Source organism: Conexibacter woesei Iso977N, assembly GCF_000424625.1.
GTDB lineage: Bacteria > Actinomycetota > Thermoleophilia > Solirubrobacterales > Solirubrobacteraceae > Baekduia > Baekduia woesei_A.
The window spans coordinates 2,214,955-2,229,873 of sequence record NZ_AUKG01000001.1; the positions used below are offsets into that span (position 1 = coordinate 2,214,955).

The 14,919-nt window shown below is 74.1% G+C and carries 10 protein-coding genes; 8 read left to right on the forward strand and 2 right to left on the reverse strand.

Annotated features, from left to right (window positions below; all coding sequences use genetic code 11):
• Positions 1-115: 115 nt before the first annotated feature.
• Positions 116-1,885 (reverse strand): type IV secretory system conjugative DNA transfer family protein, encoded by a 1,770-nt coding sequence (locus H030_RS0110990; protein ID WP_027006143.1) that lies wholly within the window; start codon positions 1,883-1,885, stop codon positions 116-118.
• Between the two features lie 4 nt (positions 1,886-1,889).
• Entirely contained in the window at positions 1,890-2,204 is a 315-nt protein-coding gene (locus H030_RS0110995; RefSeq protein WP_027006144.1) for a hypothetical protein, read from the reverse strand.
• Between the two features lie 112 nt (positions 2,205-2,316).
• Between H030_RS0110995 and H030_RS0111000 the strand changes: the two genes are divergently transcribed.
• From H030_RS0111000 to mobF, 8 genes are all read left to right on the forward strand, one after another.
• On the forward strand, positions 2,317-3,495 hold the full coding sequence (locus H030_RS0111000) for a serine hydrolase domain-containing protein (RefSeq protein WP_027006145.1): 1,179 nt from the start codon (positions 2,317-2,319) through the stop codon (positions 3,493-3,495).
• Positions 3,485-6,133 carry a transposase gene (locus tag H030_RS0111005; RefSeq protein ID WP_027006146.1) on the forward strand — a complete coding sequence of 883 codons (2,649 nt, stop codon included), beginning with the start codon at positions 3,485-3,487 and terminating at the stop codon, positions 6,131-6,133. Before H030_RS0111000 ends, H030_RS0111005 begins: the two co-directional genes overlap by 11 nt.
• A 418-nt stretch (positions 6,134-6,551) precedes the next feature.
• Positions 6,552-8,069: a serine hydrolase domain-containing protein gene (locus tag H030_RS0111010; RefSeq protein WP_027006147.1), complete on the forward strand. Its 1,518-nt coding sequence runs from the start codon at positions 6,552-6,554 to the stop codon at positions 8,067-8,069.
• Positions 8,066-8,698: an HAD-IA family hydrolase gene (locus H030_RS31210; RefSeq protein ID WP_035126103.1), complete on the forward strand. Its 633-nt coding sequence runs from the start codon at positions 8,066-8,068 to the stop codon at positions 8,696-8,698. Before H030_RS0111010 ends, H030_RS31210 begins: the two co-directional genes overlap by 4 nt.
• Entirely contained in the window at positions 8,695-8,988 is a 294-nt protein-coding gene (locus H030_RS0111020; protein WP_027006148.1) for a SemiSWEET family sugar transporter, read from the forward strand. The genes H030_RS31210 and H030_RS0111020 overlap by 4 nt, the downstream gene beginning before the upstream one ends.
• A gap of 4 nt (positions 8,989-8,992) precedes the next feature.
• A complete protein-coding gene (locus H030_RS31215; RefSeq protein WP_027006149.1) occupies positions 8,993-9,634 on the forward strand; it encodes a GGDEF domain-containing protein in 642 nt (213 codons plus the stop codon).
• Positions 9,634-10,929, forward strand: coding sequence for a hypothetical protein (locus tag H030_RS0111030; protein WP_027006150.1), 1,296 nt, complete (start codon positions 9,634-9,636; stop codon positions 10,927-10,929). Before H030_RS31215 ends, H030_RS0111030 begins: the two co-directional genes overlap by 1 nt.
• Positions 10,930-11,166: 237 nt before the next feature.
• Positions 11,167-14,916: a MobF family relaxase gene (mobF, locus tag H030_RS0111035; RefSeq protein WP_027006151.1), complete on the forward strand. Its 3,750-nt coding sequence runs from the start codon at positions 11,167-11,169 to the stop codon at positions 14,914-14,916.
• The last annotated feature ends 3 nt before the right edge of the window (positions 14,917-14,919 follow it).

The following is a 14,919-nucleotide window of genomic DNA, read 5'->3' on the forward strand; positions in this document are numbered from 1 at the left end:
GCTCTTGGGGTAGGTGGGGCGCATGGCGTCGCGGGTTCGAGTCACGTCACTCACCCCTAGCCGAAAAGCCCGCGTTTGCGGGCCTTTCGCGTTTCCGGGATCGGCTCAGAGCTGATCACCCGCAGTCGCTCGTCACCGCCCCGTGGCTGCCGGCGCTCCCTTCGCCCATCACGGCGCCGTCGGGCGGTGAGATGTAGCCGGAGCTGCCCTTCAGGCGCTTGAGGTGGGGGTCGAGGTAGTGCCGGCGTTGGCGGAAGATGACCGGTGGCAGGTCGGCGTTGATCAGCAGGCCCTCGCCCGCGGTCGTCCGCTGCAGCGCCTGGGAGGTCATGACGTCGACGGGGAAGCCGGGGCCGGCCTCGCCGATCAGGCGCTGGCGCTGGCCGAGGAGCTGGACGATCTCCTGCCGCGTGTGGTGATCGGTGATGGACCCCATGAAGACCTTCGCCTGCGACAGCGCCAGGATCTCGGCGGCCGCGTCGTCGCCGAAGTGGCGCCGGATCTGCGCGACCGAGTGCCACACGGTCAGGAACCGCGCGCCCGAGCCCAGCGACGTCGCGAGGATCTGCGGCAGGTCCTGGATCGGCGCGATCGACGCGGTCTCGTCGAGCGCGAACAACGCCGACGGCTTGAGCCCCTGCCCGGTGCGGTTCTCGCGCTCGCTGAGGTAGAACAACATGGAGGAGATCATCGTCACGACCAGCGGCGCCAGCATCTGCTGGTGCTCGCGCCCCGCGACGATGTAGAGCGTGTTGGGCCCGTCGAAGAGCACCTCCGGCGTCATGCCCCGCGCACGCTTCGCGGTCCGCGCGGCGGCCGGGTGGCCGTAGGCCTTCAACTGCACCGCGGCGGTCCCGATGATGCCGTCGCGCTGGCGCTCGGTGTACGCGTAGACCGCCTTCAGCCGCTCGCGCGCGTCGTCGGCGCCCGCGTCCTCGAGGATGCCGGCCGCGGTCTTGACGTCGCGGATGAGGATCCAGCGGTAGACGCCCTCGGCGGTGATGTCCGGCGTCAGCGCCGCAGCGTGGAGGTAGGGTGCGACGAGGCCCTCGGCCTCCTGGTCGAAGTAGTCCTGGTTGGGCCCCTCGCCGATCCGCCGCGCATGCCCGAGCCAGCGCGCGACGAGCAGCGCGTGCTCCCAGTCCTCGCAGCCCTGCAGGAGGTCCCAGTCGTCGCTGTCGCGGCCGAACGGGTCCCAGACCCACACGCGCCCGAGGCGGCGCCGCCGCGCGAGCGTGTGCTCGGCGACGTCGGTGCGAACAGAAGTCGTCACCACTGGGCCTTCGTGCTCCAGCAGCGATGGGATCACGAGGCCGGAGCTCTTGCCCGTCCGCGGCGCGGCGACGACCGCCATCTGGACCGAGTCGGTGATCGCCACCAGCGAGCTGGGCCGCGCGACGTTGCCGACGATCACGCGATCCGGCGACGGCCCGTCGACGAGCAGCTCGCCGATCGTCCGGTAGCGGCCGAACTCGTGTGGCCGGCGACCGCGGAGGTGCCACCAGCGCCGGTCGGCGGCCGGCCGGCTCATCCGGATCTCGGCCGCCCGCGCGGAGGCGACGAGCAGCGCGCACTGCAACAGCAACAACAACGCGGCGGTCGTCCAGAAGCCGGTCGCGCCGGGCAGGAGCGCGCGGGTCGCCTCTGGGTATGCGCCGGCGGGGTCGCCGGAACGCAGTGCGGGATCGGCGAGCGCGCGACCGGCGTCGACCGCGCTCGGCCCGGCGACGCGACCGCCGTGGACCCACGACGCCACCACCGGCGTGCCCCAGACGAGCACGACGAGCATCCCGATCGTCAGCAGGAACGCGGCGCCGACCGCGGCGACCGCGCGGGGGTCGGCGCGGCCGGGGGAAGAGCGGCGGGGCTGGGCGACGAGGGCCATGGCGTCAGCGGTGCTTCCGGTGTCGGTGGGTGAGCCTGTGCGCGTGCTTCGCGTGGTGCGTCGCGGCGCCCGCGGTCGCGGCCGCGCGCGCGTCCTGCCCCAGCCCGTGGCTGCCGACCGCCAGCACCGCCAGGACCGCGAGCAGCGCGGCGCCGGCGACCGGCGCGTAGCGGATCCGCGTCACCGCGATCGCGGCCGCGACGACCGCGCCGAGCACGACCGCCCGGACCCCGTCGGCCGCGCCCAGCGCGGCGACCGCGGCGGCGCCCAGCGCGAGGGCGGCGAGGGTGGAGCGGGAGAGATCGGGCCGACGGGACATCTGGTCAGCGACGGTACGCGCGGACGCCCGGCAGGGCCATCCGACTGCCCGATCGGGGTGATCGCGAATCCGCGTGGCGGAACCCCCGCGCACACGCATATACCTTCGCGCGATGGCCACCCCCGACGTCCACGGCTTCGTCGCCCCCGGCTTCGAGCCCGTCCGTTCAGCGTTCCGCGACAACTTGATCGAGCGCGGCGAGCAGGGCGCGGCGTTTGCCGCCTACCGCGACGGCGTGCCGGTCGCCGACCTCTGGGGCGGGGCCGCCGACGACGCCGGGACGCCGTGGCGCGAGGACACGCTGCAGCTCGTCTTCTCCGGCACGAAGGGGTTCGTCGCGCTGTGCCTGCTGATGCTCGCCGACCGCGGGGTGCTCGACCTCGACGCGCCGGTCGCCGACGTCTGGCCGGAGTTCGCCGCGCACGGCAAGGACGCGGTCACGGTCGCGGAGCTGGCCTCGCACCAGGGGCGGCTCCCGCGCTTCACCACGCCGGTCGGCCCTGACGACTACACGGACGACGTCCGCCTGGCCGGCCTCCTGGCCGACCAGCCGCCGGACCCGGACCCGCGCGCCGCCGACGTCTACCACGCGTTCACCTACGGGTGGCTCTGCGGCGAGGTCGTCCGGCGCGCGGCCGGGCGCGACGTCGGGACGTTCTTCGCCGAGGAGGTCGCGGGTCCGCTCGGGCTCGACCTCTGGATCGGCCTCCCGCCCGAGCACGAGCCCCGTGTCTCGACGCTGCGCTACGCGCCCGCGCCGGGGTGGAGCGGCGGGCCCGCAGGCGACCCGGCGGCCGTCGCCGCCGACGACCTCCGCGCCGGCGTCTGGGCCAACCCGCCGGTCTTCCCGCCGGACGGCATCCCGTGGAACCGCCCGGACTGGCACCGGGCGCAGATCCCCGGCGCGGGCGCGATCGGGACCGCACGGTCGATCGCCCGCCTCTACGCCTGCCTCGCCCGCGGCGGCGAGATGGACGGCGTCCGGCTGCTCTCCGCCGCCACGCTCGCGGCCGGCACGGCCGAGCGCTCCCGCCGTCGCGAGCCGCTGCTCGACGAGCCGGTCGCCTTCGGCGTCGGCTTCCAGCGCAACACCGAGCGCGAGCCCTACGGCCCGGCCCCGGACGCGTTCGGCCACGGCGGGGCGGGCGGCTCGTGCCACTGCGCGTGGCCGTCGCGCCGCGTCGGGTTGTCCTATGCGATGAACACGCTGCGCGATGACGAGCTCGTCGACCCGCGCGCCCAGGCGCTGATGCGCGCGCTGTACGCGTGCCTGGAGGCCGATGACGGCTGACGCCGACAGCGCCGCCGCGGAGCTCCCGCGCGCCCTGCGGCTGCTGTCCGCGGCGCTGAGTCCCGACGACCAGCTGCTGTTCACGCAGCTCAGCCGGATGTCGGTGCGCGACCTCGAGGCGGTGAGCAAGGCCTACAAGTTCGCCGGGTACGACGTCCCGGTCGTCACGAAGTCGGTCGGCAGCCGCCACCTGCAGCGGATCGGCGACCTCCTGCTCGACGAGCTCGGGCGCGACCTCAGCGACCTCGACCTCGCCGCGATCGTCATCGACGGCACGCCGGTCGGCGAGCACACGATGGTCTGGGCGCTCGGCGTCACGAGCGACGGCCTCAAGATCCCGCTGGGGATCGGCTCGGGCCCGACCGAGACCAAGGAGGTCGTGCGCGCGCTGCTCGACGACCTCGGCGCGCGCGGCCTGCACGCGCCCGACGCGCTGTGGCTGACCGACGGCGGCCCCGGGCTCATGAGGGCGATCGAGGAGTACACCAACGGCCTCGGCGTCAACCAGCGCTGCGTCGTCCACAACGCGCGCAAGGTGATCGAGCGCCACCTGACGGTCGCGGACCGGGTCGCGCTCGGCCGCCACCTGGTCGACGACCCCGACGAGAGCCACAGGGTCGCCGCCAAGCGCCGCGAGAAGCTGGCGGCGATCCGGGCCGCGCAGGCGGCCGATCCGGAAGACAAGTCCCTGGTCGACGAGGAGCGCAAGCTGCTGCGCGAGATCGGCGAGGTCGGGGTGCGCGCGGGGCTGTACGCGGCCTGGGACGAGCCGGGGCTGGCGGTCGCCGAGGCGCGGCTGGTCGGCGAGGCGAAGTGGCTGGAGCAGATGGGCCATGGGTCGGCGTCGACCTCGATCAGGGGTGCGATGGAGGGGACGCTCACGCTGCAGCGGCTGGGGGTCGCCGGGGACGAGAAGCTGCGCAAGCTGATGCGCACGACCAACGTCATCGAGAGCGTCCACCAGCTCGTCAGCGTCGTCGGCGAGCGGCCCAACCGCTGGACCGACGTCGACATGCGCCGCCGCTTCGTCGTGCTGGCGATCGCACGGGCGGAGCTGGGCTGGAGGCCGCTGGCGGAGCGCGCGCGGCTGGAGCAGCTGACGCGCGCGGTCTTGCAGTCGCGCCATCCGGCGGTCGAGCTGGAGGCGGGCGGGGCGTACGGGCCGGACGTGGACCCGGACGCGCTCGTGGTCGCGCGCGCGGCGCTGGACCCGGCGGTCTACGCGGTGGGCGAGGGCGGCGAGCGGCTGGACCAGATGGTCGGCGAGCTGGCGCAGTGGGCCGACCGCAACGGCAAGCCGCTGGTGTTCGCGCCGGGGGCGCTGGACCGGGCGCCGGACCCGGAGGCGCGGCGGCGCGTGCTGGCGGACCTGGGGTTCGCCGTGGGCGAGGGCGGCGCGCTGACCCGGGCACCGGCCGGGCCGCCGGACCATGCGGTGGCGCGCGACGCGCACGCGGTCCGGGCGCGCGACCCGGAGTCGGCGCTGGCGCTCCTGCACGACGCAGCGGGCGGCGACGCGCGGCTCGTGGCCGTCGTCGCCGAGCGCGCGCTCGCGCACGTGCCCGACATGGTGGACTTGGGTGTCGAAGAGCTCGAGCGCGAGGCGGCCGAGGGGCTGCGCACCGCGCACCGAGACGTCGCCAGCGCACAGGAGCGGATCGCGGCGTGGTGGCGCGACGGCGGCCACGACGCGGCGGCCCGGCACATGGCGCTGCGGCCCGATGCGCTGGCCGGCGGGCGCGGGCAGGTGCTCGACGCGCGGCAGGCGGCGTGGATCGCGGGGCGCGCGGCGGTGCGGCGCGAGGAGCTGGCGCGGGCGGCCGTTCCGGAGGAGCGCCTGGAGGCGTACAGGCGCGAGAGCGCCGCGGCGCTGGCGCCGGTCGACGCGGTCGTCGGCGACCTGGACCGCGCGGCGCGAGCGGTCGCGGCGACCCACGTCCTGGACGCGCACGCGCGCATCGAGGCGGCGACGCGGGAGGTCGAGGCGGCGCGCGGGGCGGATGGGGCGGACGCCGCTGAGCCCGTCGTCTTGGCCGCGGAGGAGACCACGCCGGTGCAGCGGCGCCGCAGCGCGCTCGGTGACCGCCGGGCCGACGCGCTGGCGCGTGGGTCCGGGGCGCTGGGCGGGCTCCTGCGCGACCTCGACGACGACGTGGTCGTCGCGCTGCGCGACGGTGCCGGCGACCCGTGGGCGGGCTTCTCCGCGGGCGACGCGCGCAAGCTGCGCGGGCTGGAGGAGCGCGACCGCGGCGCCTTGTTGGAGGACTACACGGGCGCGCTGCGCACCCGGACCGAGCTCGACGGGCAAGCCCGCGGAGGCGACGGCGGCAAGGCGGTGCGGGCCGCGGCGGAGCGGGGCGCGCATGCGGCGGACGCGGAAGCGCAGCGGCTGTGGGAGCGGCTGGACGGCGTCGACGCCGAGGCTGCCGAGCTGCGCACCAAGCCCGGCAGCCTCGAGCGCCTGATGACCGAACGGCCCGGCGTCGCCCTGCACGATGCCGCCGGCGCCGAGGTCTCCCGCCGCGCCCTGGAGCGCGGCCCGGCGATCGAGCCCGGCGAGATCGGCGCGCTCGCCCAGGGTCGCGAGACGGCCGGGGCGGCGGTCGAGGCGGCCGCCGACCTCGGCGCCGGCCTCTAGGCCGACCTCGACCTCGTAGGGACGGGGACGCCGTCCGCCCTGGCGGCGGACGAGCGTTTGACAGACAAGACGGACGCCGTTGGCGTCAAACCCCTCCGGTGGTTGCGGTCCGTGCGGAAGGGCCGCCCGCCGAGGCAGCGCGAGCGCGGGACATCGCCGCCTGGCGATGTCCCGCGCTCGCGCTGCCTCGGCGGGCTCCGTGCGTGGGTGGTTGCGGTCGGGAAGGTCGCGGCCCGCCGCGGTGCGGGAGCCCGTTGGCGGGGGACATCCCCGACTGGGGACTGTCCCCTACCCGAGCCGGAAGGATCTAGGCGAAGGGGGTTGACCCACCGGTGAGTGACAGGGTTGGATCGGTGGGTGACGAACCGACCCGCAGTTGTACGGGTTGGTGCCGATTCGAGAAGGACGGAGGAACGGCATGGGGACGATTGCCGTTCAGGAAGTCGGGGAGGCGTTGCAGTTGCGCGCCCCCGAGTTGTTGGGGTTCACCGGGACACCGGGCGGCGCGGTCGCGCTGACCGACAAGGCCGGAGCCCTGTTCGAGTTCGCGGCGGGCATGGCGGGCGGCCGGGACCTGACCCCGCGCGACGTGATGAACGTGGGCTCGGTCGCCAAGCCGTACGTGGCGGCCTGCGTGTTCGTGCTGGCCGAGATGGGGATGGTCGCGCTCGACGCGCCCGTGTCCGCCTACCTGCCGTTCGCGCTGGTCAACCCCGTGGGCGGTCCGGCCGTGACGCTGCGCCACCTGCTGACCCACACCGCCGGGTTCGCCACCGACACGTTCGACGCGTCGTGGAGCCGTGAGACGCGCTACTACGAGCGGGAGTTGGAGGCCGGACGCACGCACGAGTACGACGGCGTGCGGTTCCGCTGGGCCGACAGGGCGGGCGAGCGCTACATCTACTCCTCGTTCGGCGTGGGGCTCGCCGGGCGGGCGGTCGCGCATGTGCTCGGCAAGCCCTTCGGGCAGTGCGTGCATGACCTGATCCTCGGCCCGCTGGGGATGCAGGAGACGGCATGGCCGGACGGTCCCGGCTGGGACGACATCGCCGCGCGCCGGGTGCCCGGCCATCTGCGCGTCGGCCCCACCACGTTCACGGCCCCGATGGTCACCTCCGGGAGCCCGGAGGCGTGCGAGTTGGTGACGAGCCCGGCCGATCACCTGCGGTTCCTGCGGGCGCTGTGGAACGCGGGCGAGACGGGCGACGGCGGGCGGGTGCTCAGCCGTGACAGCGTGACCGCGCTTCTGTCACCGCAGGTGAAGAACATCCTGTTCGGGCTGGACCTGGGCTGGATGGGCCACAGCGTGCAGTTCCGCAACAACGGGCAACCGGACTTCTTCTGGGGCCACGGCGGCGGCTTCCCGTTCCAGGGGTGGGCTGAGTCACGCGTGTACCCGGAACTGGGGTTCGCCGGGGCGGCGTTCGATCGCAAGTGGGAGGTCTACCGCCACATCGACCCGCCGGACGCCGTGTTCGCCGGGATCGTGCTCGACTGGGCCGCGCGCTGGATGCGCGACGGCGCGGTGCCGCCGAACCGCCTGTCGCTGGCGAACGCGTGGCCGTACGCCGTGGGGCTGATCGTGGGCGAGCGCTACGTCGGGTCGCTGGGCCTGCACATCGTCACGGACGAGGCATTGCACACGCTCGTCAAGGGGCGCGTCACCGAGGATGACGCGCGGTTCGAGGACTGGGACGAGGGCCAGTTCCGCGAGGGCGTTCACGCGATGGAGCGGACCGGGGGCGACCCTGAGCGCATCGCGGCGGTGCTGGACGACCCCGCTTCTCCGGTCGGCCGCGAGGAGATGGAGATGCTGTCGCTGGCGTGGGGCGCGGCGCGACCGACCGACATGGTGTTGGTGCGCGGCCTGGCCGACCGGTCCGGCGTCCCAGCGCAGTTGCAGCACCTCGCGCCCTACGACCGGTCCGCACGATGAGGCCGGGCGAGCGCGGGGCGTACCTCACCGACCTTGACGGCGTGTTGGTGGATTCGGACGCATCGGCGCGGCGCGGGTGGCGGGCCTGGTGCAAGGGGCATCAGCTTCCGTACGAGCCGTTCGCGGCGCTGCACGGGTTCAGCGCCGAGGAGAAGATCCGGCGACTCGCGGCGCACCTTGACCCGGCCGTGGAGGCCGAGAAGATCACGGCGTTCGAGATCCGCGACACCGAGGGCGTCACCGCGTTCCCCGGCGCGGCGGACCTCTTGGCCCGGCCCGGCCCGCTCGCCGTGGTCACGTCGGCGCGGGTCGCGCTCGCGCAGGCGAGGCTGAGGGCGGCGGGGCTCGTGGTGCCGTCGGTGATCATCGGCGGGGACACGGTGGAGGAGACGAAACCGAACCCTGAGCCGTACCTGCTGGCCGCGCATCGGCTGCACGTCGAGCCGCGCGAATGCGTGGTGTTCGAGGACGCGCCATCCGGGATCGTCTCCGCGAAGCTCGCCGGGGCGTTCGTCGTGGGCCTGCGCACGACCTACCAGGACGATGACGCGATCTTGGGCGGGGCCGATCTCGTGGTGGACGACATCGCCGCCTACTTGGCCCTGCTGGACGAGGAGGCGCGCGGATGAACGCCGATGCGTTGTACGGCGCGCTGAGCACCGTGGCCGGGCTGATCGGCACCCTTGGGTGGTTGCCTCAGATCCGCCGGACAATGCGCCGGAAGGCGGTCCGGGACATCTCGCCGTCGTTCCTCGCGCAGGTGCTCGGGTCGCTAACCCTCTACACGATCTTCGGGATCGGCAAGCGCGAGTGGTGGTTCCTGGTCGGAGTCGCGGCGCAACTCCTGTTCGTGGGGTTCATGGCGGTCCTGTGGTGGCGCTACCGCAACAACCCGGAGCCCCGCGACGAGGCGGGGTGACGCCGTGCCGATCTTGATTGGCGCGGGGGTCGTGTTGGTGGGCGTCGTGGTGTGGCTGGCGGCGTGGGTGGTCCGGCTCCGTCGCCAGCTACGCGGACGCGAGCGCCAGTTCCGCGACCTGGACGAGTACGGCCGGAGGGACATGCTGACCGGGCTCGCCAACCGAGCGGAGCTGTGGCGGGAGTTGAAGAAGGCGATGCGTGCCGGTGAAGACCGGTGCGCGTACCTCTTGGACCTCGACGGGTTCAAGTGGGTGAACGACACCATCGGTCACCCCACGGGCGACCGGGTGTTGTGCACGGTGGCGAACCGCCTCCGTGCCACCGTGGAGGCGGGCGCGCTGGTCGCCCGCCTCGGCGGGGACGAGTTCATGGTGTTGGACGTGCCGGGCGGCTGCTTCGCGGACGCGGTCGCGTCCGTGTTCGACCGGCCGGTGTCCGAGTACGACGGCGTGCCCGTGAGCTTGGGCGCGTCCGTGGGCCGCGTGTGGCTGAACGACTACCGGTCGGTCACAGGGCTCATGAGCGCGGTAGACGCCGCGCTCTACCAGGCGAAGGACCGCACCGACCGTCACGGGGACGCACGCCGGGGGCGCGTGATCGTTCATGACGCGTTGGGCCGACACAGGGAAGGGCAGAGAGTCTGATGGGGACGATCACGACGAACCCGCTCCACGACGTCAAGGCGTTGAGCGAGCAGAGCAAGGGTGTGCGCCGCAAGGGCGTGAAGCAGACCGCGCACGAGGACCCGTACCGGTGGGAGTGCCGAACCGGCGACGCACGGAGCATCGTGCTCATGGGGTCGGGTCTGCTGGCCGATGGCTGGATCGACACGGGCACACCGCAGCACATCGTCACGGACGAGCCGACGTGGAAGGCTCACGGCGACCGCGTGACGGCCGCGCTGACGACGGCCGGAACGGACTTCACGGTGTACGTCGCGCCGTCGCGCGAGGAGGGGTTCACCTCCGGTGTCGTCGTCGGGCTGTACTACCGGGTGCCGAGCGCGGTCCCGGAGGGCGCGACCGTCGTCGGCTTCGGTGCGTGGTGGACGCTCGCCGTGGCCGGAAGCGTGGCCCGCCGCGCACGGGACGGCGAGGGCGTTCCCTGGGTGCGTGTCGGAACGTCGCTCGCGGGGCTGCTCAGCGGGACCGCCGACCTGCGCCCGAGGCTGGATCACCCGAGCCTCGGGAAGGAGCCGGGCGACGTGGGCCTGTACCCGCCCGTGGTGTCCTACGCCGATCCGGCGTTGCTCGTTCCGGCGCTCAGCTCCGTGGGCGGGCTGGCGGCGCTGCTTCAGGTCGCCGTCGCGCTGGATGACGGGTTGTTCGGGTTGTTGAAGGACAACCGGTCCGCCATCGCGTCGGGGTGGTGGACCTCCGGGAACGTGCCGGGGCTGCTTGCCCGAGCACTGGACAAGCTTCTCCGAGACCGCTGGGCGGACCCGACCGGAGAGCAGCCGCACCCGCCGTCGCGGGTGGGATCGCTGCTGACCGGTGACCTGGCGCGGCGGTCGGCCGTTCCGCTGGGCGTGGCCCGGTCGGTGGACCTGGCGCATGTCGTGGCGCTGGCCGTGGCTCAGGGCGTGGTGTCGCGCGGGTACGCGGCGCGGGTGTACGGGCTCATGGACTACTTCGGGATGCCGTGCACCGACCCCGCCCTGTCGCGCACGCAGAAGCCGGGCGTGATCTCAGGGGTGGTGCTCCCGGACGGCAAGGGCGGTGCGGTCGCCGGTCTGCCGACGACGATGGAGATGTTCGCGCAGGCGGGCGAGAAGCTGTTCGGGACGCCTGACGGAGACATGCCGGGGACGGACGCCGAGGACGAGCCCGAGGGTGAGCCGGGTGCAGACGCCGAGGACGAGCCCGAGACCGAGACGGCAGCCGAGACCAAGGCCGACTCCGGGGACGAGACCGGAGCCGAGCCCGTTACCGAAACCTGACACAATTTCGGCCCCCGCCCATGTGTCAGTTACGGTAACGAGTGGGGGGTCGGCCCGTGGGCCTGCCCGGGGCGCAGCCCCGGACACGTCCCGGTCCGGGGCGAACACGCCTTGTGGCGCAAGGGCTCACGGGTCGATCCTCCTTGGCGGCTGCGGGGCACGCGATGCGTGCCCCGCAGCCGCGACAGACTATACGGACGCGTTCGGAATTTGTGTTACAGTGCGATTCGGTTCGTCGTGCTCACGCTCCAGAAGATCGTCATCGTCAGCGGCGACCAGGACGCCGCGCACCGTGCCGCCCGCTATGTCGTCGACCGCGACGAGGCACCCGGCCAGTACGTGCCGGCGTCCTATTGGACGAGGTCCGAGCCCGGCCTGCCGGAGGGCGCCGAGCGTGCGCACACGATGTGGCTCGGCGACGCGCAGGTGCTCGGGCACTACGGCGTTGAGCGTGGGGCGGAGGTCGCCGAGGCGGACCTGGAGCGCGTGCTCGTCGGCCGTCACGCGCAGACCGGTGAGCAGCTGCGACCGGCTGGGAACCGCCGCGTGGACAAGCTCGACGAGCGGTCCCGTGAGCGCCTGGAGCGCGCCGGCTACGACAAGCGGACGGTCAAGGCGTTCGCGAACGTGGACATGACGTTCTCGGCTCCGAAGTCGGTGTCGGTGCTGTGGAGCCAGTCGTCGCCGGAGGTGCGGGCCGCGATCGAGCAGGCGATGCTCGAGAGCGCGAACGCAGCGGTCGGTCACATGACGAAGACCAAGCCGGTCGTGGACTGGGGCACGAAGCGGCCGCCGGACCAACGCCATGATGTCGCTCGGGGCTTCGGCGCGTCGAGCGCGCTGCACGTCACGGCACGGCGAGCGGCGGCCGACGCGGTGCCGGCCCCGCAGCTGCACGTGCACTCGGTCCTGTTCGGCGTCCAGCGTTCCGACGGCGAGGTCGTCGCACCGGCCTCGTCGGGGATGTTCCGCAAGGACGCGGCGCTCGAGGGCGGCGCGGTCGGTCGGCTGGTGCTTGCGGACCGGCTCGTGGCGATGGGCTTCGAGATCGAGTGGACCACCGGCCGCAAGGGGCGCTTCTTCGAGGTCGTGAGCGTGCCCGAGGCACTGCGCGCGGCGATGTCCCCGCGGACCGACGAGGTCGAGGCCGAGAAGCGCGCCTACGAGCGGCGCACCGGCGAGGAGGCGAAGGGCGGTGCGGTGCCGCGCTTGGCGACCGACACGCGGCAGCCCAAGGACCATGACGGGACGCCGCCCGAGCTGGTCGCCGAGACGTGGCTTGCGCTCGGGCAGGAGCACGGCTTCGGGCCGATCGAGGCGGCGCTGCTTGCGCAGCCGGGCCGGGAGCGCGCCCCGTTGGCGGCCCGGCGTGCGGTCGTGCGTGAGCTCGCGCTGGCGCGCCTGGCGGCGAACGGCCCGACGGTCTCGCGCGGCACCGCGGCGGCGATCGTGTACGAGTCCGGCGCCGGCCGCATGGACTACGAGGAGGCCCACGCGCTGCTGCAGGACATGGAGGCCGCCGGGGATCTGCTGACGCTCGCCGGCGAGCAGGTCACGACCGCACGCATCCGCAGGGCCGAGGAGGACGTCGTGCGCGTCGCCGAGGACGCAGCCGGCGACGACGGCCCGGGTCTTCCGGCGGAGGCGGTCGCGGCGGGCATCGCCGAAGCGGGCGAGCGCCTGCCGGGCGACTTCACGCTCGACGATGAGCAGCGCGCAGCGGTGGCGATGCTCACCGGCCCGTCTCGGTGGACGGTCCTGACCGGGCGTGCGGGGACGGGCAAGGGCCCGACGCTGGACGCGGTCGGCGCCGCGTTCCGGACCGAGGGTTGGCAGGTCATCGCGGCGGCGGTCGACGGAACCACGGCTCAGCGTCTCGGCGAGCAGACCGGAGGCAACACCTACACCTTGGAAGGGGTGCGCGCCTCGGTCGAGGCCGGGGTCCTGCGGATCGATGACAGGACGCTGATCCTGATCGACGAGGCGAGCAAGGTCGGACTCGAGCACTGGGGCCTGATCGCGGGGTGGATCGAGCGTCACAAGGCGCGCCTGGTCGCCGTGGGTCACGAGGGGCAGCTCGGGGCGATCGAGCTGCCGGGCATGTACGCGGAGATGCTCGTGCGCCGGGACCGCATCCCGGTCGCGGAGCTGTTCGAGATCCGCCGCCACCGCGATCCCGACGACCGCTCCAGGATCCACCCCTGGCTGCGCGACTACCAGGTGCTCCTGGACAGGGGCGAGGCCGAAGCGGCGGTTGCGCTGCTGCGCGAGCACGACGCGATCCAGCTGCTCGACACCCGGGCCGAGGCCGTCGAGGCGATGGTCGAGGACTGGGACCGCTGGCGCCGGAAGTACGAGGCGGATGAGTCGATCCTGATCGTCCACGGGTCCAACGCGGACGTCGACCACGTCAACCGCCTGGCTCAGGCCCGGCGCCTCCAGGGGTCAACCCCGGAGCTGACCGGCAAGGGCATCCCCGCGGTCGATCGGGACTACCTCCTGTACATCGGCGACGCGGTGATCCTGCGCGAGGCGCCGTACGAGGTCCCGCGCGCGCCCGGGGCACCGCGCGAGCGTCGTGTCGAGAACGGGCAGACGGGGATCGTCGTGGATGTCGACCACGGACGCGAGACGGCCGACGTCCGGATGCGCGACGCCGGCGGCGGGGAGCGAACGGTCCGGTTCGACCTCGGCGCGCTTCGGGACGAGCGCGAGACGTCGGGCACGGGGCGTGTCCCGTCACTGCGCCTGGCCTACGCCAGCCACACGTACCCGGTGCAGGGCGCGTCGCTGCTCGGGACCGGCGCGCTGACCGGGCACTGGTCCCAGGGCAAGGAGGGGACCTACGTCGCCGACACCCGCGCGATCCTCGAGCACCACGCGTACGGCTCCCGGGAGGACCTTGGGCTCGACGGCACCGACGAGGATCGCTTCGGCCGCTACGCCAGGAGGATCGGCCGGACCCAGGCCCGGAGCGCGAGCATCCGCCTGCCGCTGGACCCGACCGCGAGGATCGCCGCGCACGGTCCGGCGCGATCCGAGCCGGTGCCTCAGCGGGCGGTGCGGGAGCGGCCCGTGCAGGAGGCCGCCGCGACGGTGGAGCCCGAGGCGCAGCGTGCGGAGCGGCCGGCGGCGCGCGTCGTCACGCGCGACGACGTCAGCCCCGTGCCCGACCCGGCGCAGGAGCTGGTCGACGTCCTCGGGCCCGACCGGGCCGACGCCATGGGGGTCGCCTCGCACGACCACGACGAGCGCGTGCGGCGCGCCCCCGAGCCGTGGCTGACGGCGCGCGGGCACGAGCTGGACGCCGTCCTGCGGACGCTGGACCGCGGCTCGGCCCGGGCGACGCTGCGACGCGAGCGCGACCGTGCCGCGGCGGCCGAGCTGGTGGAGGCCGCGCAGCGCGCCGCGGCGGAGCTCGACGCGCAGGCCGCCGAGCTGTCCGGGGTGCGCAACCGGGGCGAGCGCCGCGATCTCGAGGCGCGGGCCGCGACCCAGCGCGCGCTGGCCGCACGGGACGCCGAGCGCCTGGCCGGCGTCGCCGATGCGCCCGGGACGACGGCCCCACTCGACGCCTGGCTGTCCGAGCACGGCGACCGGGTCGCCGAGTGGGTGGCCGTCCGGCGCGAGCAGGCGGTCCGCCGCGAGGTCGAGGTCGGCAACGCCGTGGAGCGCGCGGTGGTCGAGCCGCCCGCGGCGGTCGTCGACCGCGTCGGCCGGGCACCCGCGGCGGGGGCACCCGAGCAGGCCGAGTGGGAGGACCTGGTGCGCGCCACCGAGCGTGAGCGCGTCGGCCGGACGGTCGCAGCGCGCGATCAGGTCCCGCACCGCGGCCTGGACGCGCCCCAACGCGCCGCGCTCGACGCGCGCGTGGACGCGTTCCGCGAGGCCCACGGCATCGAGACCATCAACAACGCCGCGGAGGTCGCCACCGGCGTCGAGCGCGCGGCTGAGAGCGCCGTCGACCTCGGCGGTGCCGGGCTCTAGCGC